Annotated in this window: 21 protein-coding genes; 8 read left to right on the top strand and 13 right to left on the bottom strand. The window is 71.9% G+C overall.

Features of this window, described 5'->3' with window-relative positions; genetic code table 11:
* Window positions 1–69: 69 nt before the first annotated feature.
* Window positions 70–1,311 carry an MFS transporter gene (locus DEJ20_RS01370; RefSeq protein ID WP_111236186.1) on the bottom strand — a complete coding sequence of 414 codons (1,242 nt, stop codon included), beginning with the start codon at window positions 1,309–1,311 and terminating at the stop codon, window positions 70–72.
* Window positions 1,312–2,078: 767 nt separating this feature from the next.
* Window positions 2,079–3,122 carry an L-glyceraldehyde 3-phosphate reductase gene (gene mgrA, locus DEJ20_RS01365; protein ID WP_071245810.1) on the bottom strand — a complete coding sequence of 348 codons (1,044 nt, stop codon included), beginning with the start codon at window positions 3,120–3,122 and terminating at the stop codon, window positions 2,079–2,081.
* A 90-nt stretch (window positions 3,123–3,212) separates the two neighbouring features.
* Here mgrA and DEJ20_RS01360 point away from each other — a divergent pair, with 90 nt between their 5' ends.
* From DEJ20_RS01360 to soxR, 3 genes are read left to right on the top strand one after another with little or no spacing between them, the layout of a single operon-like run.
* Window positions 3,213–3,668: an iron chaperone gene (locus tag DEJ20_RS01360; protein ID WP_181431615.1), complete on the top strand. Its 456-nt coding sequence runs from the start codon at window positions 3,213–3,215 to the stop codon at window positions 3,666–3,668.
* 2 nt (window positions 3,669–3,670) lie between these two features.
* Window positions 3,671–4,714 (top strand): YdcF family protein, encoded by a 1,044-nt coding sequence (locus DEJ20_RS01355; protein WP_258377231.1) that lies wholly within the window; start codon window positions 3,671–3,673, stop codon window positions 4,712–4,714.
* 10 nt (window positions 4,715–4,724) lie between these two features.
* Window positions 4,725–5,240, top strand: coding sequence for a redox-sensitive transcriptional activator SoxR (gene soxR / locus DEJ20_RS01350; RefSeq protein ID WP_111236188.1), 516 nt, complete (start codon window positions 4,725–4,727; stop codon window positions 5,238–5,240).
* Here the strand turns inward: soxR and DEJ20_RS01345 are convergent.
* Complete coding sequence (locus DEJ20_RS01345) at window positions 5,237–5,677, bottom strand: MarR family winged helix-turn-helix transcriptional regulator (RefSeq protein ID WP_258377232.1); 441 nt, start codon at window positions 5,675–5,677, stop codon at window positions 5,237–5,239. The genes soxR and DEJ20_RS01345 overlap by 4 nt on opposite strands.
* A gap of 46 nt (window positions 5,678–5,723) precedes the next feature.
* On the opposite strand from DEJ20_RS01345, the gene DEJ20_RS01340 reads away from it, so the two are divergent.
* Window positions 5,724–6,968: a multidrug effflux MFS transporter gene (locus DEJ20_RS01340; RefSeq protein ID WP_111236189.1), complete on the top strand. Its 1,245-nt coding sequence runs from the start codon at window positions 5,724–5,726 to the stop codon at window positions 6,966–6,968.
* Window positions 6,969–7,092: 124 nt separating this feature from the next.
* Here DEJ20_RS01340 and DEJ20_RS01335 read toward each other — a convergent pair whose 3' ends face one another.
* A complete protein-coding gene (locus DEJ20_RS01335; protein WP_181431616.1) occupies window positions 7,093–7,800 on the bottom strand; it encodes a phosphatase PAP2 family protein in 708 nt (235 codons plus the stop codon).
* Window positions 7,801–7,898: 98 nt separating this feature from the next.
* On the opposite strand from DEJ20_RS01335, the gene poxB reads away from it, so the two are divergent.
* Window positions 7,899–9,623: a ubiquinone-dependent pyruvate dehydrogenase gene (poxB, locus tag DEJ20_RS01330; protein WP_111236191.1), complete on the top strand. Its 1,725-nt coding sequence runs from the start codon at window positions 7,899–7,901 to the stop codon at window positions 9,621–9,623.
* A 66-nt stretch (window positions 9,624–9,689) separates the two neighbouring features.
* On the opposite strand, the gene DEJ20_RS01325 is transcribed toward poxB, so the two are convergent.
* Window positions 9,690–10,373, bottom strand: a complete 684-nt coding sequence (locus DEJ20_RS01325; protein WP_111236192.1) for an SDR family NAD(P)-dependent oxidoreductase — start codon at window positions 10,371–10,373, stop codon at window positions 9,690–9,692.
* Window positions 10,374–10,449: 76 nt separating this feature from the next.
* Window positions 10,450–11,322, bottom strand: a complete 873-nt coding sequence (locus tag DEJ20_RS01320; RefSeq protein WP_111236193.1) for a leucine-rich repeat domain-containing protein — start codon at window positions 11,320–11,322, stop codon at window positions 10,450–10,452.
* 105 nt (window positions 11,323–11,427) lie between these two features.
* Between DEJ20_RS01320 and DEJ20_RS01315 the strand changes: the two genes are divergently transcribed.
* On the top strand, window positions 11,428–12,270 hold the full coding sequence (locus DEJ20_RS01315; RefSeq protein ID WP_111236194.1) for a helix-turn-helix transcriptional regulator: 843 nt from the start codon (window positions 11,428–11,430) through the stop codon (window positions 12,268–12,270).
* 118 nt (window positions 12,271–12,388) lie between these two features.
* Here the strand turns inward: DEJ20_RS01315 and DEJ20_RS01310 are convergent, their stop codons facing one another.
* Both DEJ20_RS01310 and DEJ20_RS01305 read right to left on the bottom strand, forming a co-directional pair.
* Window positions 12,389–12,796 carry a RidA family protein gene (locus tag DEJ20_RS01310; RefSeq protein ID WP_111236195.1) on the bottom strand — a complete coding sequence of 136 codons (408 nt, stop codon included), beginning with the start codon at window positions 12,794–12,796 and terminating at the stop codon, window positions 12,389–12,391.
* A gap of 38 nt (window positions 12,797–12,834) precedes the next feature.
* Window positions 12,835–13,617: an SDR family NAD(P)-dependent oxidoreductase gene (locus DEJ20_RS01305; RefSeq protein ID WP_111236196.1), complete on the bottom strand. Its 783-nt coding sequence runs from the start codon at window positions 13,615–13,617 to the stop codon at window positions 12,835–12,837.
* Between the two features lie 86 nt (window positions 13,618–13,703).
* Here DEJ20_RS01305 and DEJ20_RS01300 point away from each other — a divergent pair, with 86 nt between their 5' ends.
* Window positions 13,704–14,552, top strand: coding sequence for a helix-turn-helix transcriptional regulator (locus DEJ20_RS01300; RefSeq protein ID WP_111236197.1), 849 nt, complete (start codon window positions 13,704–13,706; stop codon window positions 14,550–14,552).
* 40 nt (window positions 14,553–14,592) lie between these two features.
* Here the strand turns inward: DEJ20_RS01300 and DEJ20_RS01295 are convergent, their stop codons facing one another.
* The 3 genes from DEJ20_RS01295 to DEJ20_RS01285 form a co-directional block, all read right to left on the bottom strand.
* Window positions 14,593–14,892 (bottom strand): Dabb family protein, encoded by a 300-nt coding sequence (locus DEJ20_RS01295; protein WP_181431617.1) that lies wholly within the window; start codon window positions 14,890–14,892, stop codon window positions 14,593–14,595.
* Between the two features lie 49 nt (window positions 14,893–14,941).
* A complete protein-coding gene (locus DEJ20_RS01290; RefSeq protein ID WP_110858568.1) occupies window positions 14,942–15,829 on the bottom strand; it encodes an SDR family oxidoreductase in 888 nt (295 codons plus the stop codon).
* 147 nt (window positions 15,830–15,976) lie between these two features.
* Window positions 15,977–16,708 carry a S1 family peptidase gene (locus tag DEJ20_RS01285; RefSeq protein ID WP_111236199.1) on the bottom strand — a complete coding sequence of 244 codons (732 nt, stop codon included), beginning with the start codon at window positions 16,706–16,708 and terminating at the stop codon, window positions 15,977–15,979.
* A 198-nt stretch (window positions 16,709–16,906) separates the two neighbouring features.
* On the opposite strand from DEJ20_RS01285, the gene DEJ20_RS01280 reads away from it, so the two are divergent.
* Window positions 16,907–17,620, top strand: a complete 714-nt coding sequence (locus tag DEJ20_RS01280) for a GAF and ANTAR domain-containing protein (RefSeq protein WP_111236200.1) — start codon at window positions 16,907–16,909, stop codon at window positions 17,618–17,620.
* Window positions 17,621–17,643: 23 nt separating this feature from the next.
* On the opposite strand, the gene DEJ20_RS01275 is transcribed toward DEJ20_RS01280, so the two are convergent.
* Both DEJ20_RS01275 and DEJ20_RS01270 read right to left on the bottom strand, forming a co-directional pair.
* Complete coding sequence (locus tag DEJ20_RS01275) at window positions 17,644–20,445, bottom strand: alpha/beta hydrolase (RefSeq protein ID WP_111236201.1); 2,802 nt, start codon at window positions 20,443–20,445, stop codon at window positions 17,644–17,646.
* A 204-nt stretch (window positions 20,446–20,649) separates the two neighbouring features.
* The gene (locus DEJ20_RS01270; protein WP_258377233.1) at window positions 20,650–21,870 is read right to left on the bottom strand and encodes an ice-binding family protein; all 1,221 of its coding nucleotides are present in this window, start codon (window positions 21,868–21,870) and stop codon (window positions 20,650–20,652) included.
* Window positions 21,871–21,906: the final 36 nt, after the last annotated feature.

Genomic DNA, 21,906 nt, shown 5'->3' with positions numbered 1-21,906 from the left:
CTGCCGGACCCGGAGGCCCGTGGCGGCGTCGCCACGGGCCTCCGCTCCGTCAGGCGGTCACGTTCGCGGTCAGCCGGTCGCGACCCGACGCGGGAGCAGCAGGTTGCAGACCGCGGCAATCACGACGATCGCGGCGGAGACCGCCGGCAGCAGCATCGCGGCGGCGGTGCCGTGGTGCTCGGCGACGTCACCGGTGATCGCGGAGGCGATCGACTGCCCGACGATCACGGCCGACCCGAGGATCGTCATCGTGGTGGCGGAGCGGCCGACGGGTGAGCGGTCCGAGCCGAGGCTGTACTGGGCGACCAGGGTGGGTCCGATCCCGATGCCCATGATCGCGAGGACGACGCCCGCGGCGACGACGGAGTCGGCGCTGGCGAACGCGACCGCACCGGCGAGGAGCACGACGCCGAACACGAGCCAGCGCCAGCCGAGTCCGAAGGCCCGGGGGAACGCCGCCGACCCGAGTGCCAGCCCGGCGGACCCGATGCCCATCAGGCCGTAGAGCAGGCCGGCCTGCGAGGCCTCGCCGTGAGTCTCCATGAACGCCGTCAGCGACGTCAGCGTCGAGCCGAAGAACAGGCCGATGCCGAGGATGCCGACCACCACCACGACGAGCCGCGGACGCAGGAGCTGCCGTGCGGGTGCCTGCGTCGACTCCGCGTGCTGGCCGACCACGAGCTTGCCGGTCGGGTGCAGCGCGAACGCCGTCACGAACACGAACGTCAGGACCGAGGCGCCGGCGACGGCCACCCACGGGGCGATCGCGCTGGCGAGGATGCCGACCAGGAACGGACCGATGATGAACACGGTCTCGTCGGCGGCGGACTCGTAGGCCATCGTGCCGCTGAGGGTCTTCTCGCGCCGCGCCGGGGCCATCCGCTGCCGGATGATCGCGACGAGCCGGGTGCGGGACATCGGGGCGACCTGCGGGGCCGAGGCGCCGATGCAGAACGCGACCGCGAGGACGGCGAGGTCGGGCGCGGTGCCGCTGACGACGAACGGGAAGAACCCGAGCAGCGCCGCGTTCACCAGGCCGATGGGGACGAGTACCGCCCGCTGGCCGTAGCGGTCGGCCGCGGCGCCGACCATCGGGCCGAAGATCGCGGAGCCGATGCCGACGGCGGCGGAGTTGATGCCGCCGAGGGCGACGGAGTCACGGGCGGCGACGACCAGGGTCAGGACGCCGACCACCATCATCGCGAACGGGAGCCGGGCGATGAACGCCACGGGGAAGAACCAGCGTCCGGCGAGGGAGACGAGTGACCGGTCCGGAGCGGGCGGGGCGTCGGTTGAGCGGGTCTGGAGCATCGGGGTTGTGCCTTCTCGGCCCGCCCGGTTCGGTGGCGGCGGACCCATCGGGTGCCGCCGTTGTCCGCCGGGAAGCCGGCGGCCGGTAGATACACACTGCGTGTTGTCGAACGCTGTCGATGGTACCAACCGGCCGCCGCGCCCCGGAGGAGTTCGCTCCGGGCGCCGTCCCGGCGGTCAGCCATGGTGCGGTCACAGACCGTCGCCTGCGGCGCCGCCAGCCGACAGTTCGTGACCGCTCGGCGGGCGACCCGCGACGGGTCGTGACCAGCCCCCGCGGGCCGGCCACGCGACGCGACCGGGAGGCGCGTGGCGGGGTGCCCCGCGCCTCCCGGCCGCCGCGCCGCGCGCCCAGGGCACCGCACCGGTCACGACACCCCGTCGGCCGTGCGCCGTGCGGTCGCAGACCGTCGCCTGCGGCGCCGCCAGCCGACAGGTCGTGACCGGTCGGCGCGCGACCCGCGACGGGTCGTGACCAGCCCCCGCATGCCGGCCGCGCGACGAAACGCGACCGGACGACGGACGGGAGGCGCGTGGCGGCGTGCCCCGCGCCTCCCGTCCGCCGCACCGCACCCCCAGGGCCCCGCAGCGGTCACGACACCCCGTCGGCCGTGCGCGGTGCGGTCGCAGACCGTCGCCTGCGGCGCCGCCAGCCGACAGTTCGTGACCGCTCGGCGGGCGACCGCGACGGGTCGTGACCAGCCGGCGGGATCCGCCGAGCGACGAGATGCGACCGGCCGAGGGACTGCTGCGGCGTGGCGCTCGGGTCAGGAGACCTCGCCCGCGCGGGCTCCCGCCCACAGGTCGACGTCGGTGATGCCGACCGAGTGCTCGTCGATGACGCGGAGCTCCTCGTCGGTGAACGAGGTGTTCGACAGCGCGGCGACGTTGTCCTCGAGCTGCGACACCCGCGACGCACCGATGACGAGCGAGGTCACCCGCTCATCACGGAGCGCCCAGGCGAGGGCGAGCTGCGCGAGGGACTGTCCGCGCGCGGCCGCGACGTCGTTCAGGGCGCGGAGGTGCTCGACGACCTCGGGCGTGATGCTCGACGCGTCGAGGGACTTGCCCGCTGCTGCGCGGGAGTCCTCGGGCACCCCGTTCAGGTACTTGCCGGTCAGCAGCCCCTGCGCCAGCGCGGTGAAGCCGATCACGCCGAAGCCGAGCTCGCCGGCGGCGTCGAGCAGCCCCTCGGTCTCGATCCAGCGGTTGAGCATCGAGTACGAGGGCTGGTGGATGAGGAGCGGCGTGCCGAGGTCGCGGAGGATCTCAGCCGCCTGCCTGCTGCGCTCGGCGTCGTACGACGAGATCCCGACGTACAGCGCCTTGCCCTGCTGGACCGCGGTGTGCAGGGCGCCCATCGTCTCCTCGAGCGGGGTGGAGGCGTCGAGACGGTGCGAGTAGAAGACGTCGACGTAGTCCAGGCCCGTGCGCTGCAGCGACTGGTCGAGCGAGGCGAGCACGTACTTGCGCGAGCCACCGCCCTGCCCGTACGGCCCCGGCCACATGTCCCAGCCGGCCTTCGTCGAGATGACCATCTCGTCGCGGTAGGGCCGGAAGTCCTCGCGCATCAGGCGGCCGAAGTTCACCTCGGCGGCACCGTAGGGCGGGCCGTAGTTGTTCGCGAGGTCGTGGTGTGTGATCCCGAGGTCGAACGCCCGGCGGCTGATGGCGCGCTGGTTCTCGAAGGGCATGTCGTCCCCGAAGTTGTGCCAGTACCCCAGGGAGAGCAGCGGCAGGTCGAGGCCTGAGCGGCCGGTCCGGCGGTACGTCATCGAGTCGTAGCGGTCGTCACTGGCGATGTAGGTCATGGGACGAGCCTGGCACTCGTTCGAGCCCTGGCCTCGCATGCTTCGCTTCGCGGACCCATGATGGGTGCACGAGACCACGAGGAGACGACGATGGCACGGACGACGAAGACCGAGACCACCTTCACCGACGAGGAGCGCGCGGCGATGCAGGAGCACGCCGCAGAGGTCAAGCGCCCCCGCGGCACGAAGGGCACCAAGGCCGAGAAGGCGGCGGCCGACGCCGCTGCGGTCGAGGCGAAGATCGCCGAGATGCCCCAGCCGGACCGCGGGCTGGCGGAGCGCATCCACCGCATCGCGCTCGAGGTCGCGCCCGAGCTCGCGCCGAAGCTCTGGTACGGCATGCCCGCCTACGCGCGGGACGGCAAGGCGGTGTTCTTCTTCCAGGACGCCGCGAAGTTCAAGGCCCGGTACGCGACGCTCGGGTTCCAGGACTCGGCCGCGCTCGACGACGGCACGTTCTGGCCGACGTCGTGGGCGATCAGCCCCGAGTTCTCCGAGGCCGACGAGGCTCGGGTGGCTGACCTGATCCGTCGCGCGGTCAGCTGACGGTGCTCGGGCTGGGCGCCGCTCCCGTCTTCGCCCTGCTGTTCCTGGTGCTGTACGTCCTGGGGCGGCGACGGGACCCGCGGATGCTCCGCAACGGGGTGTTCCTGACGGCGGCCGTGCTGTTCGGGCTCGCGACGGTCGTGGCCGTGCTCACCAGGGTGGTCCCCGGGTTCAGCCTGCTCGTCGCCGTGGTGCTGCTGCTCGTGCCGCTGGCCGTCGTGGTGCTCGGGGTCGCCCTGGTCGCGAACGGTCTGCAGATGCTCCGGGCCGAGGGGCGCAGTGTCGGCAACCTGCTGTCGCTCGCCGCCGGGGTGGCGGTGTTCGTGCTGCCGGCGGTCGCCATCGCCCTGCTCGTCTCGGGCAGCGGTGAGGGCTTCACGCTGTGGGACGGCACGAAGATCGCGATCGCCGTCCTGATGGTGTTCGTCTGCGGGTACTTCGCGCTGTCGCTGGTCGCGTTCGCCCTGTACTCCGTGGTCTACGGGCGGACGCGGCACGGCATCGTCCCCGACACGATCGTGGTCCTCGGCTCCGGGCTCGTGCACGGCGAGGTCCCGCCCCTGCTGCAGAGTCGACTCGACCGGGCGCTCGGCGTCTACCGGGCCGAACGGGCAGCCGGACGCCGACCGCTCCTCGTGCCGTCCGGCGGACAGGGCGACGACGAACCCCGCCCCGAGGGCACCGCGATGGCCGAGTACCTGGTGACGCACGGTGCCGACCCGGACGACGTCGTGGCGGAGACCGCGTCACGGAACACCCGCGAGAACCTGCGGTTCTCGCGGGACGTGCAGACGGCGGCCGGGCGGGACGGCCAGATGGTCGTGGTCACGAACAACTACCACGTACTGCGGGCCGCGACCCTGGCCCGTCGCCTCGACCTGCCGGCCCAGGTCGTCGGCGCGCGCACGGCGGCCTACTACGTGCCGAGTGCGTTCCTGCGGGAGTTCGCCGCGGTGATCGTCGAGCACCGCTGGCTCAACGTGGTCGCCTGCACGCCGTTCGTGCTGTTCACCGGGTTCCTGCTCTGGGAGTCGTTCCAGCAGTAGGATCTCCACCATGGTCGAGATCCCGGCGCCGCGGCCGACCGACCTGCTGCCCATCGGCGAGATCGTCCGCCGCACCGGCGTCGCCGCCTCGGCCCTGCACTTCTACGAGCGCAAGGGCCTGATCCACCCGGAGCGCACCGACGGCGGCACGCGGATGTACCCGCGGCACGTCGAGCGGCGGATCGCGATCATCCAGGTGGCCAAACGCCTCGGCATCCCGCTCAGCGAGGTCGCCGAGCAGTTCGAGGCCCTGCCCGCCGACCGCATGCCCTCGCTGCGCGACTGGAACCGGTTGAACGAGCGGTGGCGCGCACGACTCCGGGCCCGTCAGCTCGAGCTCGAGCGCCTGCAGCAGGAGATGACGCAGTGCATCGGCTGCGGGTGCGTCTCGCTCGGAGCATGCTCGGTCGTGAACCCGGGTGATGCCCTGGGCGACGAGGGGCACGGCGCGCGTCGCCTGCTGCCGATCCAGGACGATGCCGCCGAGGATGCCGCCGCCGCCACCGCCGAGGACGCCGTCGCCTAACCCGCGCGCAGTCCGTCGTCGATCCGCTGCAGCAGCTCGAGCGCCTCGGCCGTGCCCCGCTCGTCGCCGCCGAGTGCCGTGCGGAGCTTGCCGGACCAGTGCCGGTAGAGCCGGTCGACGCTCTCTTGGGCCAGCACGGTCGAGTGCAGCTGCACGGTCCGGGCGTCGGCGGGGTCCTGGCGCCGCTCGATCATGCCCTTCGCCACGAGCGACCGGAGTGCGACGCTGAGGTTGCTGCGCTGCAGGGCCGTGGCCTCGGCGGTGGCACTGGGCGAGGTGCCGGGGTTGCGGTTGATCCAGCGCATCACGAGCGCCTCGGTGCCGGTCAGCGGCACGATGTCGAGGGTCTCCGAGCCGTGCGGGTCGATGTCACGCGCGATCCGGAGCAGGACGTCCGCGAACTCGGCGAGGACGTGGTCGGACACGGCGGAGTGCATGACCGTACTGTACCGATCTCGGGCGATGAGTTATGCTTTCATAACAATGACCACGGACACCGGAACCATCCGCGCGACGATCGCGACACCCACGACCAAGCAGCAGGGCATCACGACCGCGCTGCTCCTGGTGCTCGGCCTGCTCAGTGCCGTCGCCCCCTTCGCCACCGACCTGTACCTGCCGGCGTTCCCGCAGATGACCACCGAGCTCGGGGCGAGCGCCACCGCCGTCCAGCTCACCCTGACCGCGTTCCTGGTGGGCGTGACCGCAGGCCAGCTCGTGTTCGGTCCGCTGTCCGACCGGTTCGGCCGCGTGCCGCCGCTCATCGCCGGTGCCGCGGTGTGCGTGCTCGCGAGCATCGCCGCGGTGCTCGCGCCGAACATCGGCGTGCTCATCGCTGCCCGCCTGCTGCAGGGCCTCGGCGGTGCGGCCGGCATGGTGATCAGCCGTGCGGTCATCTCCGACCTGGCGACCGGCAAGTCCGCCGCCCGTGCGTTCTCGCTCATGATGATCGTCGGCGGGGTCGCCCCGGTCGTCGCACCGCTGCTCGGCGGCCTGCTCACCGGTCCGATCGGCTGGCGCGGCCTGCTCTCGATCGTGCTCGGCCTGTCGGTCGTCATGCTCATCGCGGTCCTCGCCGTGATCCGCGAGACCCACCTGAAGGAACACCGCGACGCCCTGCGCGAGGAACGCCGTGGCTCCGGCTCGGCGCTCCGTGCCCTGCGCTCCCGCACGTTCCTCGGCTACACCGCCGTGTTCGGCTTCGCGTTCGCCGTCATGATGGCCTACATCTCCGCGTCGCCGTTCCTGTACCAGGACATGATCGGCTTCGGCACGGTCGGCTACGGCCTGGCCTTCGGGCTGAACGCCCTGGCGCTGATGGGCGTCAGCATCCTGTCCGCCAAGCTCACCGCGACCCGTTCGGTCACGGGCGTGCTGTCGCTCGGCATCGTGCTGGTGCTCGCGTCGACCGTGGCGTTCGCGCTGCTCGTCGTCTCCGGGGCGCCGGTGATCTGGCTCGCCGTGCCGCTGTTCACCGCGGTGGGGTCGCTCGGTCTGGTGCTCGGCAACGCCACGGCCCTCGCCCTCGGTGCCGTGCCCTCGGCCGCCGGCAGCGCCTCGGCCGTGCTCGGTGCCCTGCAGTTCGGGCTCGCGGCGCTCGTGTCCCCGCTCGTCAGCATCGGCGGCTCGGACACCGCGGCACCGCTGGCGATCGTGATGCTCGCCGCCGCCGTGGTGGCCGTCGTGGCGCTGCTCGCGGCGCGGGGCCGGACCAGCACGGCCCGCTGACGAACAACGACACCGCCCGCTGACCCCGAACGACACTGTCGACGTCGCCCGACGTCGACAGTGTCGTTCCACGTCGACCAGACCACCCGCGACCGCCCCCAGACCCAGCCCGACCAGCCCGGCGTCAGCCCCGCCCCGGCCGCAGGAACGGCACCCGCGGCATGAGCCAGTCGACCCACACCACCCGCACCCCCGGCGCCACGGCGAGCGCCCACAGGATCGAGGCAGCGGCGTCGGTCGGGTAGTGGACCGCGTCGATCGACACCGCGAAGAACACGATCACGATGGCCACGACCCCGAGCGTCAGGGCAAGCCGGTGCCACCGGGTCTCGCGGAGCAGCCAGATCAGCGCGATGACGAACGCCGTGATGTAGACCGTGTGCCCGCTCGGGTACCCGGGGTCGGGCTGCACGGGGAACGGGTGCGGCAGCACGGCGACGTCGGGCCGGGCGCGGTGCACGATCTCCTTCACGATCGCTGACGGCACCCACGTGATCGCGATGGTGCCGCCGAACGCCAGGGCCGGTCGCAGGTCTCGCGTGCGCCACCAGATCACGGCGACGACGACGACCGTGATCCCGATCGCCGGTGCCGGGCTGATCACGTGGTAGACCGCCGTGCTGAACGCCCCGATGAACCCGGTGTGCAGCGCGTTGAGGGCCTCGGACAGCCCCAGGTCCACGGTGCCGAGGGTGAACCCGACGATGGTGATGACCACGACCGCGATGACGGCGATCGCCACCGAGACGAGCGGGTACGGCGAGCGCTCGAGGATCCCGTACGCGGCGGGCTCCCGTCGGCGGGGACGGAGGAGCGGCGCGTCGTCGGTCATCCCGCCATCGTCGCAGCCCGACCCCGGCATCCCAGGACGAGTGAGCCTCACAAGACTCCGAAAGCGTTCAGCGCAGCGGTCGCGAGTAGACAGGGCACATGCCAACCGTTGCCGAGAACATCGTCGCCACCCTCCGCGCCAACGACATCCACCGGGTCTACGGCCTGCCCGGGGACTCCCTGAACGGCTTCACCGACGCCCTGCGCAAGGACGACACGATGCGGTGGGAGCACGTCCGTCACGAGGAAGCGGCTGCGTTCGCCGCCTCGGCCGAGGCCGCCCTGACCGGTGACCTGACCGTCTGCGCCGGCAGCTGCGGGCCCGGCAACCTGCACCTGATCAACGGCCTGTACGACGCGAACCGGTCGCGGGTGCCGGTGCTGGCGATCGCCGCCCACATCCCCACGGCGGAGATCGGCTCCGGCTACTTCCAGGAGACGCACCCGCAGGAGCTGTTCCGCGAGTGCTCCGTCTACGTCGAGTACGTCGCCGACCCGGTGCAGATGCCCCGCCTGCTCGAGATCGCGATGCGTGAGGCGATCGAGAAGCGCGGCGTCGCGGTGCTCGTGATCCCCGGCGACGTGCTGCTCGCCGAGGCGAAGGACGACCGGGTCACCCGCATCGAGCGGACCACCCCGCGCATCGTGCCGAGCGAGGCCGAGCTGCAGCGCACCGCCGACCTGCTGAACGGTGCCGACCGGATCACGATCCTGGCCGGAGCCGGCGTCGCGGACGCCCACGACGAGGTCGTCGCCCTGGCCGAGCGACTGCAGGCCCCGATCGTGCACGCGCTGCGCGGCAAGGAGTACATCGAGTACGACAACCCGTACGACGTCGGCATGACGGGACTGCTCGGCTTCGCTTCCGGGTACCGCGCGATGGAGGACGCCGACGTCGTGCTCATGCTCGGCACGGACTTCCCGTACCAGCAGTTCTTCCCCGCCAAGGCGAAGCACGTGCAGGTCGACATCCGCGGTTCACAGCTCGGCCGGCGGCACCCCGTCGACATCGGGCTGGTCGGCACCGTCAAGGACACCGCCCTCGCGCTCATCCCGCTGCTGACCGGCTCGCACCCGACGAAGCACCTCGAGGACTCGCTCAAGCACTACCGCAAGACCCGCGAGAAGCTCGACGACCTGGCCGTGCCCGCCGGCCGGAAGAAGCCGCTGCACCCGCAGTACGTCGCCCGGGTGCTCGACCGGCTCGCCGCGGAGGACGCCGTCTTCATCCCCGACGTCGGCTCCCCCGTCGTCTGGGCCTCGCGCTACCTCACCATGAACGGCAAGCGCCGGCTGATCGGCTCGTTCGTGCACGGCACGATGGCGAACGCCGTCCCGCAGGCGATCGGTGCGCAGACTGCGTTCCCGGACCGGCAGGTGATCGCCCTGGCCGGTGACGGCGGGCTGACGATGCTCCTCGGTGAGCTCATCACGATCGTGCAGAACAAGCTGCCGGTGAAGATCGTCGTGTTCGACAACTCGTCGCTCAACTTCGTCGAGCTCGAGATGAAGGCCGCCGGCTTCGTGAACTACGGCACCGAGCTGCAGAACCCGGACTTCGCCGCCGTCGCCGAGGCGATCGGCATCAAGGGGTTCCACGTCGACGTGTCCGACGACTTCGAGGACGCCATGGCCGCCGCGCTCGCGCACGACGGCCCGGCGCTCGTGTCGGTCCGCGCGAACCGCCAGGAACTCTCCATGCCCCCGGCGGTCACGCTCGAGCAGGCGAAGGGCTTCACGCTCTACGCCATCCGCACGGTGCTGTCGGGTCGCGGCGACGAGCTGCTGGACCTCGCGTCCACCAACGCGCGCCAGCTGCTGTAGACGCGAGCGGACGACGGCCTGGAGGCCCGTGGCGGCGCCGCCACGGGCCTCCAGGCCGTCACGACGTCACCACCCGAGCGTCTGGCCGTCCTCCAGGAACACGCCGGTGGGGCCCTCCGGGCCCGCGCTCGCGGCTGCCGCGATCGTCGCGGCGCTGACCTCGACGGGGCGACCGTGCGGGTTCGGCATGCCACCGAACTCGGTGGCCGTGTAGCCGGGCTCGATCGCGACGAAGTGCACCTCGGGCACGACGCGTGCGTACTGCACCGTCAGCATCGAGACGGCGGCCTTCGACGCGCCGTAGACCACGGCCGGCACGGTGAACGCGGGCTTCGACGGGTCGTGGGTGGCGGTGAAGGAGCCGAGCGCACTCGACAGGTTCACCACGATGGGGTTCGCGGAGCGACGCAGGAGCGGCAGCGCGGCCTCGGTCGCGCGGATCGTGCCGACGGCGTTCGTGTCGAAGACGGCGAGCGCCTCGGGCCCGCTCTGCCCCCAGACGGCGATGCCGGCGTTGTTGACCAGCACGTCGAGTCCGCCGTTCGCGTCGACGTGGGCGAAGGCCGCGGCGACCGAGTCGTCGTCGCGGACGTCGAGCTGGACGGAGCGGGTGCCGATCTCCGCGGCGACCGCGGCGCCCTGGTCGGCGTCACGTGCGCCGATCCAGACGGTGTGGCCCGCCTCGACGAGCTGGCGGGCGGCTTCCTTGCCGAGGCCGCGGGTGGCCCCGGTGATGAGTGTCGTTGTCATGGGTCCAGCGTCGTGCTCGGCGGCGACCGCAGGGAGTCACCCGGTTGTCGTAGGACCGGCAGGGCCAGGGTCAGGGTCAGGCAGACTGCCGAGCGTCGAGCGCCTCGTGCACCGCTCTGACCGTCGGCACGTAGTGGCGGCGGTTCGAGATCCGGACATCCCGCAATGCGGGCAGTTCGAGCAGCACGCGCAGGTCGCCGTCGACGATCCGAGTCGACTCGTAGAGGTGCAGCGTCTCGAGAGCGGTCAATCCCCGGAGTGGGTCGAGGGTCGGGAAGTCGCCGCAGTTCGCAGCATTGAGATGACGGAGCCGTGTCAGACCGGCCACGGGGTCCAGGTCCGGGATCTTCCGGTTGCTCTCGAGGTCCAACCGCCGCAGGTTCGCCGCGAGACCTCGGACTCCGCTGACGTCGCTGAGTCGGCGGGCGACGGCCACGGTCAGGTCGTCCAACCCGATCAGTGATTCCACCCCGTGCAACGACCGGAGGCTCGGCCAGTCGTCGAGACGGAGCTTGCGGAGCGAGGTCATCGCGGAGAGCGGCTGCAGGTCGTCCGCCGAGTAGTGCCCCGCGTACAGGTCGTCGAGCGGCGCCGCGTTCGTGACCCCGCCGTCGAGGTACATCCAGAACGCGACGGCGAGACGGCGCAGCCGCGGGAACGCCGCGAGGTCGATCCGCACCTTCAACCCGGCGTGCAGGTGGAGGAACTCCAGGTCGTGCAGCGTCCCGAGCGCCGAGACGTCGTCCACGTGCCGAGCGATCATGAAGAAGCGCCGGAGCGGGAGGTCCCGGACGAACTCGATGTGCGTGTCGGGGAACCCCGCGCCGATGCGGAGCCCCTGCACCTTGCCGGACCGGACGAGCTTGCCGATCTTCGGGTCCCACGGGCCCCGCAGCACGGCGTCCTCGCCGGGCCCGAACGGGCTCGGACCGATCGTGTACGACTTCACGGTGCTGACCTCGGGTGTTCGGGCGACGGGAGACGCTGCCGATCCTCCCATTGGTAGGACCGGCAGGGCCAGGACCCGGTCGCCCGTCGCGCGCAGACTGGGGACATGGCGGACACGGACTTCGGGCACACCCTGCGGCGGCTGCGCGACCACGTCTCCCCCGAGGCGGCGGGCATGGTCGTCGGGCCGCGTCGGCGCGCGACCGGTATGCGGCGTGAGGAGCTGGCCGGCCTCGCGGGGATCTCGGCCGACTACCTGACCCGGCTCGAGCAGGGGCGGGCGACCTCGCCGTCCGCCCAGGTCGTCGAGGCGCTCGCGCGCGCACTGCGGGTCGCCGATGCCGACCGCGAGCTGCTCTACCGGCTCGCCGGGCACGCGGTCCCCGGCGCCGACGTGGTGCCGTCGCGGATCCCGCCGAGCGTGCAGCGGCTGCTCGACCGACTGGCGGACACCCCGGTCGCGGTGCTCGACGCCGCGGGGAACCTGCTCGTCGCCAACGCCCCGTACGACGCGCTGATGGGGCCGATCGGGGCGCTGCGCGGGAACGACCGGAACACCGCGTGGCGGCACCTGGTCGGATCCGGCAGCCGCGCCGTGCACACGCCCGAGGAGCAGGCGGCGTTCGAGGCGAACCTGGTGGCGGGGCTCCGGATGACCGCGGCCCGCTACCCGCTCGACCGCCAGCTGCAGCAGCTCGTGCGAGAGCTGCGGGCGGCGAGCCCGCGGTTCGTCGAGCTGTGGGACTCAGGTGCGACCGCGCCGGGCGAGACCGCCCGCCGGAAGGTGATCGACCACCCGGACGTCGGGCTGATCACGCTCGACTGCGACACCCTGGTCGTCGGGCCGGAGGACCTGCGGATCCTGGCGTACACGGCCGAGCCCGGATCGGTGGACGCGGAGCGGCTGGCCCTGGCGATCGTGGTGGGGACGCAGTCGTTGGTGGAGTGACTCGGGGGCGGGCGACTTCTGTGTGCCTCGCACAACCGAAGGGTCCTCGAACCACGCGTCCACGTGGCGCGGATTCTCATTGGTTGCGCGGTGCGGGTCCGCAGCGACCCCGCCGCCTTCAGTCGGTGACGGCCGCGACGGCTTCGATCTCGACCAGCTGGTCGTCGTAGCCGAGCACCGTGACCCCGAGCAGGGTGCTCGGCACGTCGTGCGTCCCGAAGGCATCGCGCACCACCTGCCATGCGGCGACGAGGTCGGCCTGCCGCGAGGACGCCACGAGCACCCGGGTGCTCACGACGTCCTCGATGGACGCACCTGCGGCACGCAGCGCCTCCTGCATCGTCTCGATGCACCGGGCAGCCTGGCCCGCGTGGTCGCCGACCGCGACGGTCGACCCGTCCGGGGCGAGCGGACAAGCCCCGGCGAGGAACACGAGCCGGGTCCCGCTCGGCACCGTGGACGCGTACGCGTACTGCGCCGCGTCGCTCAGGACGTCGGACCGGATGAGGCGGACAGCGCTGGCCATCGCCCCATACTGCCAGGGGGGGGGCGGGCGCCTCGTCGTCAGGCCCCGGCGCCACCGTCCACGGGGACGATCGCTCCGGTGACCATCGACGCGCGATCGCTGAGCAGCCAGGCCGCGACCTCGGCGACCTCCTCGGGCTCGGCCATCCGACCGAGCGGCACCGTGGCGTTGATCTGGTCGACGATGCCCGGCGTCGCGGCCTCCCACGCGTCGATCATCTCGGTCGCGGTGCCGCCGGGGGTGATGCCGTTCACCCGGATGTGCGCCGGGGCCCAGGTGACGGCCGCGGTCTCGGTGATGCTGTTCAACGCACGCTTCATCGCACCGTAGGCAGGCAGCGCCGGGTTGGCACGGCGGCTGCCGATGCTCGAGGTGTTGACGATGGCGCCGCCTGCGCCGCGACGCATCAGTTCGGCTTCGGCGTTCATCGCCACCCAGTGTCCGCGGAAGTTCACCGCGAACTGGGTGTCGATGTCCTCGTCGCTGGTGGTGTCGAGCGGCCCGGGCTGCTGGATGGTCGCGCCGTTGTTGAAGGCCCCGTCGAGCCGACCGTGCAACTCGTCGACGCGGGCCACCGCCGCACGGATGCTGACAGGGTCGGCGAGGTCGAGCGCGACGGCATCGGCGGTGCCCCCAGCCGCTCGGACGTCGGCGACGACGGTGTCGAGTGCGTCGGTGCTGCGGGCGGCCAGGACGACCCGGGCGCCCTCCCGAGCGAAGAGTCGGGCGGCCGCCGCACCGATGCCGCGGCTCGCGCCGGTGATGAGGACGACCTTGTCGGACAGGAGGCCGATGGGACTGGTGGTGGTGTCGTTGTTCACGGGATCAGCGTCACGCCGGACGACCGACCGGATACAGGTACGAGCGGTACCAGGATCCGGGCCCCGAACCGGTGGAGACTCGTGCCATGGACAAGCCGGAACTCGCCGCGTTCCTCCGCTCTCGACGCGAACGCCTGCGCCCCGAGGACGTCGGGTTGCCGTCGGGACCACGACGTCGGACGCCCGGGCTCCGTCGTGAGGAAGTAGCGGTCCTCGCCCACATCTCGACCGAGTACTACGTCCGACTCGAGCAGGGCCGCGCACCCCGGCCCTCCGCCGAGGTCCTCGCGGGCATCGCCGGGTCGCTCCTGCTCACCCCGGCGGAGTCCGACCACCTGCACGCACTGGCCGGCACGGCCGCACTGCAGCTGGGCCGGGTGCGCCGCGACGTCCGGCCGAGCATCCTCGCGCTCGTGGACCGGCTGCCGCAGACCGCGGCGATCGTCCTGTCCGCGACCTTCGACGTGCTCGCGTGGAACGCCCTCGCCGCAGCGCTCATGGAGGACTTCTCGGTGCTCGACCCGGCCGAGCGGAACCTGGCCCGGCGGGCGTTCCCCGCACACCCCGGTCCGGAGACCCCGCCGCCGTACGGGATCTCCGACGGCGCCGAGTTCCGGCGCCACGTCGTCATGCAGCTCCGGGCGGCCCGGACCCGGTACCCGGACGACCCCGCCGTGGGTGATCTGATCGAGGAGCTCCGTGCGGGCGACAGCGAATTCGGGCGACTTTGGGACCAGCACGACGTGCAGATGACGCCCGTGCTCACCAAGACCTTCCGGCACCCGTCGGTCGGATCGGTCACGGTCGACTGCGACAGCCTCGCGCTCACCGACCGAGACCAGCACCTGGTGCTCTACACGGCCCCGGTCGGCTCACCCGACGCGGATGCCCTGTCGCTCCTCGGGCTGCTCGCGGCCGAGCAGGTCCGGTCCTAGGCACCCGGCCCGTCCGCGACGCCGGACCCGGCCGCAGCGATCAGTCGGCGTCCTCGACGTCGAACACGACCACCCGCGCACTCGCCGCTCCGATGAACTCGGCCACCGGCCGGTGCTCCGGGTGCGGCAGGTACCCGGCGAGCGCGGCACGATCGCGGAACCGGACGACGAGCATCCAGTGGAACCCGCCCTCCAACCCCTCGGTGCTCACGCTCGTGCCGGACTGCACCGACTCGACCCCCTCGACCCGTGGCAGGTGCTCACTCGACAGGGCCGAGGCCTCGGACGACCGGTCCTCCCCGTCCCACTCGACCAGCACGGTGTGCGTCACTCCGGACACGTGGTCCCCTTCCTCGAACGCAGAACCCCAGAACCCCAGAACCCCAGAATCAGAACGCCGGCGTCCCACCGGCGATCGTGATCGTCGACCCGGACTGGTAGCTCGACTCCGGGCTGACCAGGTGCACGTAGGCGGCACCGAGCTCGGCGGGCTGACCGGGACGGCCGAACGGCGAGCTCTCCCCGAAGTGCGACACCGTCTCGGCGTCGTCGGAACCCGGCTGCAGCGGCGTCCACACCGGCCCCGGCGCGACGGAGTTCACACGGATGCCCTTCGGCGCGAGCTGCTGCGCGACGGCCTCGGTGAAGAGCTTGATCGCACCCTTCGACACGGCGTAGTCGATCTTGTCCGGCGAGGGCGTGGACGCCTGGATCGAGCCGGTCGTCACGATGGTCGACCCGGGCTCGAGGTGCGGCACCGCAGCCTTGGTCAGCCAGAACAGCGAGTAGATGTTGGTCTTGAAGGTGGAGTCGAACATCGACGTGTCGAGCGTGAGGATGTCCTCGTTGCTCTCCATGCGCCCCGCGACCATGACCAGGGTGTCGAGGCCGCCGAACTCGTCGACGCCCTTCTGCACCAGGTCGGTGCAGTACTGCTCGTCGGAGATGTCCCCGGGGAACAGCACGGCGCGACGGCCCTCGGACTCGAGCAGGTCGCGGACCTGTTCCGCGTCCTCCTGCTCGTCCGGCAGGTACGAGAGCACCAGGTCGGCGCCTTCGCGTGACAGCGCGATGGCGGCGGCACGGCCGATGCCGGAATCCGCACCGGTGACGATGCCGCGGTACCCCTTCAGCCGTCCGAGCCCGACGTAGCTCTCCTCGCCGTGGTCGGGCTTCGGGTCCATCTTCCACGCGGCCCCCGGCAGCGACTGCTCCTGCTTCGGGTACGGCGGTGCCGGGTAGAGGGTGTTCGGATCGCGCTTCTCGTACTGGCTCATGGCCCCACTGTCGTCGCAGCGCCCGCACGGGCGCTCAGCTGGTGGGTGACGGACGCCGAGCAGGCGACCCCGGTTCTGAAGACGGGTGGGGACGCCACTGGAGGTGCGGTGCCAGCCGGCACCGCGCCTCCAGTGGCGTCAGGTGGTTCAGACGCCGGCCGTGGTCCGGATCCAGGACGAGGCCTGCGACAGCAGGGCGTAGTTGGAGCCGGCCTTGGTGTTCGCGCCGGGGTCGGCGCTGTCGCCGGTGGAGCAGACGGCGACGACCTTGCCGTTGACGAGCAGCGGGCCGCCCGAGTCGCCGTGGTTCGATGCGCCCGTCACGCCGGTGAGGTGCTGGGCACGACCGTTGAAGGCGTCGGTGCTCGCGCCGGTGAGCGAGACGGTGGCCTGGTACAGGCCGTCTGACTGGGTCGCGTTCGCACGCAGGCCGTAGCCCTGGATGGTGCCGGTGCCGCTCGACTTGGCCGTCGCGGCGAGGTCGAGGGGTGCGTAGGTGGACAGCGAGTAGGCGGTCCGCAGGTGCACGAGCGCGATGTCACCCGCCGGCGAGGCGCTGACGCGGTCGACGGCGACGGCCGTGCCGCGGTTGACGGTGGAGTTGGAGTGGTAGACGTTCATCGCGCCGATGCCGTCGATGCAGTGCCGGGCGGTCAGGATCCACGAGGCGTTGACCTGCTCGCCGGTGCAGTTGCTGACGTAGCCGGAGGGGATGCTGCCGCCGGAGGCTTCGAGCTGCACCGCCCACGAGGTGGTGGGGGCCTTCTCGCCGCCGACGACCTTCGTGCTGACGGGCAGCGCGGAGGCGGGCGAAGCGGCGAACACGCCGGCGGTGATGACGGCGACCGCGGCGAACGCGGCTGCGATGGACTTCTTCATGACGACTCCTCTGTCGGTGAAGCACCTGCCAGTTGCTCTGTGCAACTGATGCGTCATCCTGACCCCCTGTTCAGGGGTCGCACCAGTCCGCACTTCGAGGGACGCGGATTGCGGAAGGGTCGTCACGGGCATCCGGCGGTCGTCCGGTACGCGAACTGGCTGAGTCGTGCGCCATCGGTCTGGTCGTAGCGTCGACGCATGACGACCAGTGACGCGATCAACCTGCCGGATCGGTTGGTGCCGACCCTGGACCCGGACCTCGAGGTGCTCGACGCCATGGACCGCGTGATCGCGGCGTGCGTGGAGGGGACCTCGGCGACCGAGGCGGGGATCGTGCTCGCCGACCGGTCCGGTGCGCTGCAGGTGATCGCCTCGACGAGCGAGCGCAGCAGCGAGGCCGAAGAAGCGCAGCTCGGGACGAACGAGGGGTCGTGTCTCGACTGCTACCGGACCGGGAAGACCATCGACGCGCCCGACGTGTCCACGCACGAGTCGGAGTGGCCGACGTTCACGGCGACGATGCGCGAACGCGGGCTGCAGGGCACGTTCGCCGAGCCGATCCGCCTGCGGGACCGGACCATCGGCTCACTGTGCGTCTTCGCCGACCACACCCGTGGGCACAGTGACCAGGACGTCGTGCTGATGCAACTGCTCGCCGACGCGGCTTCGGCCGTCCTCGTCCGACAGCGCGACCGCGGGGTGTCGGTCACGATCGAGGACCACGTCGAGGACGCGCTCGAGGCCCGGGTACTCCTCGAACAGGCCAAGGGCGCCCTCGCCTACCGCCGGGGCATCCGGATGGACGAGGCCTTCCAGATCCTGCGACGTGCTGCTGCCGGTGCGGGCCGCGGGATCCGGGCCATGGCGGAGGACGTCGTGCACCGGGGTGCCGACCTCGGCAGCACCGGCTGAGCGGTGCTGCCGAGGTCGCGCGATTACTCCGTCGTCGTGAAGGTGCCCCGGGCCCGCTGGTCCGATCCGTACCCGCGGGCATGCACCACGTGCGCGCCCGGTGCCAGTGCCGCCACCGTCCCCGTGATCTTCAAGCGGACCTTGCCGTCGGCGTTGGCCGTCGTGCGGGTGGCCCGACCGCCGTCGACGCTGACGGTGACGGACTCGCCGGCACGGAACCCCGTCGCCGAGATCGCGACCTTGGCACCCTTCCGACTGCTCGTCGGCGTCACGGCGATGGCCGTGCTGGTCGCCTGCGCCTCGGCACACGCGTCACCCGGGGTCCCGACCGCCGGAGCGGACGCGGTCGACCGTCCGTTCACGCTGCGCACGCCGTCGTCCTCGCGGATGCGCATCGTGCCGATCGAGTCACCGATCACCGATCCGCCCCGGGTGTTGCTGAGGGTCATCGCGTAGTCCGACGTCCGCGAGAACGACGGGGTGCGGTCACCGTTCACCGAGACGGCCACCGCGCGGCAGACCTCGCCGGGCTGGAACGTGACGGGCTGCACCGCCGGACGGATGCGCCCGTCGTACGCCTGGTCGAGGTCGAAGTACACCGTCGTGGCCTGCTCGGCCGGTCGGGAGAGCACGACCGCTGCTCGGACCACCGTGCGCGTGCGGCCCTCGTCGACGAACCGGTCCGCGATGCGTGCGGCCGGACGCTTCGTGACCACCGGGGTGCCGACGGCCGAGGCCGGCACGAGCGACAGGTCACTCAGCAGGACCCCACTGTTCTTCTGCGGGACGTCGATGGTCACCTCGCGCACCGACGTCAGGTCGATGCCGGTGAACGCGTCGAGGGGGATGCGCGCCTGCTGCAGGATCGTCTTGCGCGGGGCCATCCGGGTACCGGGGAGCAGCTGTCCGGCACGGCTGGTGTCGGACACGCGTCGGGTCGCCACGGCGCCGGTCGCGTCGCGGAGGGTGATCGAGACGTTCGCGTTCGTCGTCGCGGTGTCGTCCGGGGTGAGGCGGAGCAACAGCGCCTGGAACCCGGTGAAGTCTCCGGCCGCCGGAGCCACCGGGACGTGCACCTGACCGCCGGTCGCCGCCTTGGTGGGCGAGACGTGCAGGGCGGGGGTGGCCGGCACCGACGACGCCAGGTACGCCGGGGTGTAGTCCGGGGCGTTGGACGAGATCGAGACGCACGCCGGCAGGATCTGCTTCGCGGGCAGGTAGTCGGAGCTCGCGCAGGTCTTCGCCGTCAGGGCTCCGGTCGTGGTGATCGCCGGGTTCGCGGTGTCGAACAGGGCGAGGTCCCTCCGGCTCGCGCCGGGCTGGGAGGCGCTCACCCGGATGTCGGCGGTGCCCAGGACGGCGGGCTGGCGGTTGGTGCCGTCGAACATCGGCAGGAACTGCTGCTCACCGTCGAGCGTCAGGCGGAAGAACCCACTGATCAGGCTCGTGCCGACGGCGTACTGCTGGTCGGACGACAGCCGCGTGGTGCGCTTCGCCTTCGCCCCGCAGACCGCGTCGGACTCGTCGTACCAGTCGTCCGACGACGCCTTCGCGTACTTGCCGGGCGTCCACGTCGTGTTGAAGAAGTTGTGGTTCGCACCCATCACCAGGACCGAGGAGCGCAGCACGTCGTCCCCGAAGGCGGCGCGGGAGTCGTCGTAGAAGTGCTGGCCCTGCAGGTCGGACACGTCGCCGTCGCAGTACGGCAGGACGACCGCCGTGTTCGTGTCCGGCAGGGTCATGCGCCCGAAGTCGGTCGGCGCCAGGGGCAGGACGGCACGGATGCCGAAGGGGCTGGTGCGCTGCGTGTTGAGCAGGGCCGCGCGGACCACGCCGTCACCACCGCGCGAGTGGCCCATGAGGCCGACGTCCTGCAGGTCGAGCTTGCCGGTGAGCAGCGGCGAGAGCCGGGGCTCCTGTCCGGCGTCCGCCCGCTGCAGCAGGCTGAGGTGGTCGAGGACGAGTTGCCCGCGGGCCACCGCTCCGCCGTCGTCCGAGTAGCTGCCGTCGAGGGCGTTGATCGCGTTCGCGGAGATCGACACGACGACGTTGCCGTGGCTCGCCAGCGCGGTCGCCGCCGCGTTGTAGCCGAGGTAGCTCGGGATGTCGGTCTGTCCCTTCCCGCACGGCCACGCCTTCGGGTTGTACGTGCCGCCGTAGCAGGCCTCGTGGCGGCCGTGCAGGAACACCACGACCGGGCGCTTGCCCGGAGCGTCCTTCGGCACGAAGACCGCGGCTCGCATCTCGCCCTTGCGCCCGAAGCCCTTGATCGTCTCGGCTTCGTTGCCCAGGTCGTAGTCGGCCCGGGTCACCGCGTACTGCCCCGCGGCCGCCGGGTCGTCGGTCAGGGGTGCCGGGGCTTCGGTCGGCGCCACCGTCTGCGGCGCGGTGGCGGCCTGCCGGTTGCCCTGCAGGTCGGCCTCGCCCGTCCAGCCGAGCTCGACGCTGCGGGCATCGGCGACCGCGGGGTCGGTCGTGGTGACCGTCAGCTGCCGCTGGTCGAGGCTCGTCTGCGCGACGCCGATGTCGGTGCCGTCCACGAGCAGGACGGGGGCCGCCGCACGGAGCGGCAGGGGATCGGCGAGGGTCAGGACGACGGTGTACCCGCCGTCGGTCGGCGTGACCGTCCAGTCGTCACCCTGCGCGACGGGCGTGCCCGGGGTCGTGATCGTGGCCGTCCCCGTCGCGGCGGTGGACCCGTCGCCCGGAGCGGCCGTGGCCGGGAACGCCGCGATCGTGCCGGAGACGGCGAGCGCCCCGGCGATGAGTGTCGAACACGCGATCTGCAGCGCGATGGTGGAACGGCGTCTCGGCGAACGGTTCACGTCGGATCTCCCCTGGTACGACGGGCATGCGCCTCCGCACGCTCCGTCGCCAACAGTAGGGAGCGCGCTGCTCGTCGCGGATCGTCCTGGAGGATGAGGTGGCGGCTCAGTACCTGAGGGTCCTCACGGGTGCTACGGCCGGGTGCCCGACCGCACAGACGGCCCCGCGACCAGGGTCGCGGGGCCGTCGATCGTGCGGGTGAATCAGATGCGGCCGACGGTGCGGCGACGACGACGCAGCAGGACCATGAGCGTTGCACCCGCGGCGAGCAGTGCGGCGGCGATGCTCAGCGGGACGGTCGGGTCCGAGCCGGTGAACGCGAGCTCACCGATGGGCTGGTCGGTGCCACCGCCACCGCCACCGCCGATGCCGATGCCTGCGGGGCCGCTCGGAGTGTCGGTGGGCACCACTGCAGGTGCCGTCGGGGTGGGTGTCGCGGTGGGCACCGGAGCCGGGGCGCGGACCGTGATGGTGACCGTCTGGGTGTCGTCCGGGCTGGTGCCGTTCGACGCGGTGATCGTCACGGTCGAGGTGCCCGGGGTGGTCGGGGTACCGGAGATGACGCCGGTGGTGCTGTCGATCGTCAGGCCGTCGGGCAGGCCGGTGGCGGTGAAGGTCGGGGTCGGGGTGCCGGTCGCGGTGACGGTGGACGAGTAGGGCACGTCCACGGTGCCGTCGGACGGGGTGCCCGAGGTGATGGTGGGCGACTCGGACGGCGTGCCCGGTGCGGGGCAGCCGTCGGAGGCCGTGATCGTGTTCGTGTCGAGGGTGACCGCGCCGGTGCGGGCCAGCAGTCGGCCCTGCACGGTCGCGCCGGTGGTGGCGGTCACGGACTGCTGCGCCAGGACGGTGCCCTGGAACTGGGCGCCGGTGCCGACGGTGGCGGAGCTGCCGACCTGCCAGAACACGTTGCACGAGCTGGCACCGCCGGTGATCACGATCTGGCTGGCGGACCCGATGGTCAGGGTCGACGCGGCCTGGAACACCCACACGGAGTTCGCGCTTCCGGCCAGGGTCAGCGCCCCGTTGTTCGCCAGGGCGAGGGCGCCGCCGGAGTACACGCCGGGTGAGAGGGAGAGGCCGTTCAGCTCGGTGAGACCGGTCTGGGTCGGGGAGAGCGACGCGGCGACGTCGTACGCGGTGGTGGTGTCGCGCTGGGCCTGTGCCGCTGCGGCATCGGTCTGGTGCGTGGTGCCGTTGACGACGCCGTTCGGTGCCCCGCCGAAGCCGGTGATGGACGTGCCCGGCGACAACCCGAGGTCGCCGTTGATCACCGAGGGGCCGGTGTTCGTGACCGCGCTCGCGCCGAGGACGCCGTAGGTCGATGCGGTTCCGAGGTCGACCGGACCGTCGATGACCGTGGCGGCGGATGCTCCGCCACCGGTCCCGAGGGTGACCAGCGCGGCGACGGCAGCCGCCGACACGACCAGGAGGGAACTGCGTCTGAGATGGCGAGCCTG

Source organism: Curtobacterium sp. MCSS17_005, from assembly GCF_003234225.2.
GTDB lineage: Bacteria > Actinomycetota > Actinomycetes > Actinomycetales > Microbacteriaceae > Curtobacterium > Curtobacterium flaccumfaciens.
Note: the sequence above shows the minus strand (reverse complement) of the source record. Positions and strands in the feature narration are given on the sequence as shown.

Coding starts and splice junctions, on each gene's coding strand:
- DEJ20_RS01370 (WP_111236186.1), bottom strand. CDS start 1,311: ATGCTCCAGACCCGCTCAACCGACGCCCCGCCCGCTCCGGACCGGTCA.
- mgrA (WP_071245810.1), bottom strand. CDS start 3,122: ATGACCTACATCGCCAGTGACGACCGCTACGACTCGATGACGTACCGC.
- DEJ20_RS01360 (WP_181431615.1), top strand. CDS start 3,213: ATGGCACGGACGACGAAGACCGAGACCACCTTCACCGACGAGGAGCGC.
- soxR (WP_111236188.1), top strand. CDS start 4,725: ATGGTCGAGATCCCGGCGCCGCGGCCGACCGACCTGCTGCCCATCGGC.
- DEJ20_RS01345 (WP_258377232.1), bottom strand. CDS start 5,677: ATGCACTCCGCCGTGTCCGACCACGTCCTCGCCGAGTTCGCGGACGTC.
- DEJ20_RS01340 (WP_111236189.1), top strand. CDS start 5,724: ATGACCACGGACACCGGAACCATCCGCGCGACGATCGCGACACCCACG.
- DEJ20_RS01335 (WP_181431616.1), bottom strand. CDS start 7,800: ATGACCGACGACGCGCCGCTCCTCCGTCCCCGCCGACGGGAGCCCGCC.
- poxB (WP_111236191.1), top strand. CDS start 7,899: ATGCCAACCGTTGCCGAGAACATCGTCGCCACCCTCCGCGCCAACGAC.
- DEJ20_RS01325 (WP_111236192.1), bottom strand. CDS start 10,373: ATGACAACGACACTCATCACCGGGGCCACCCGCGGCCTCGGCAAGGAA.
- DEJ20_RS01315 (WP_111236194.1), top strand. CDS start 11,428: ATGGCGGACACGGACTTCGGGCACACCCTGCGGCGGCTGCGCGACCAC.
- DEJ20_RS01310 (WP_111236195.1), bottom strand. CDS start 12,796: ATGGCCAGCGCTGTCCGCCTCATCCGGTCCGACGTCCTGAGCGACGCG.
- DEJ20_RS01300 (WP_111236197.1), top strand. CDS start 13,704: ATGGACAAGCCGGAACTCGCCGCGTTCCTCCGCTCTCGACGCGAACGC.
- DEJ20_RS01290 (WP_110858568.1), bottom strand. CDS start 15,829: ATGAGCCAGTACGAGAAGCGCGATCCGAACACCCTCTACCCGGCACCG.
- DEJ20_RS01285 (WP_111236199.1), bottom strand. CDS start 16,708: ATGAAGAAGTCCATCGCAGCCGCGTTCGCCGCGGTCGCCGTCATCACC.
- DEJ20_RS01280 (WP_111236200.1), top strand. CDS start 16,907: ATGACGACCAGTGACGCGATCAACCTGCCGGATCGGTTGGTGCCGACC.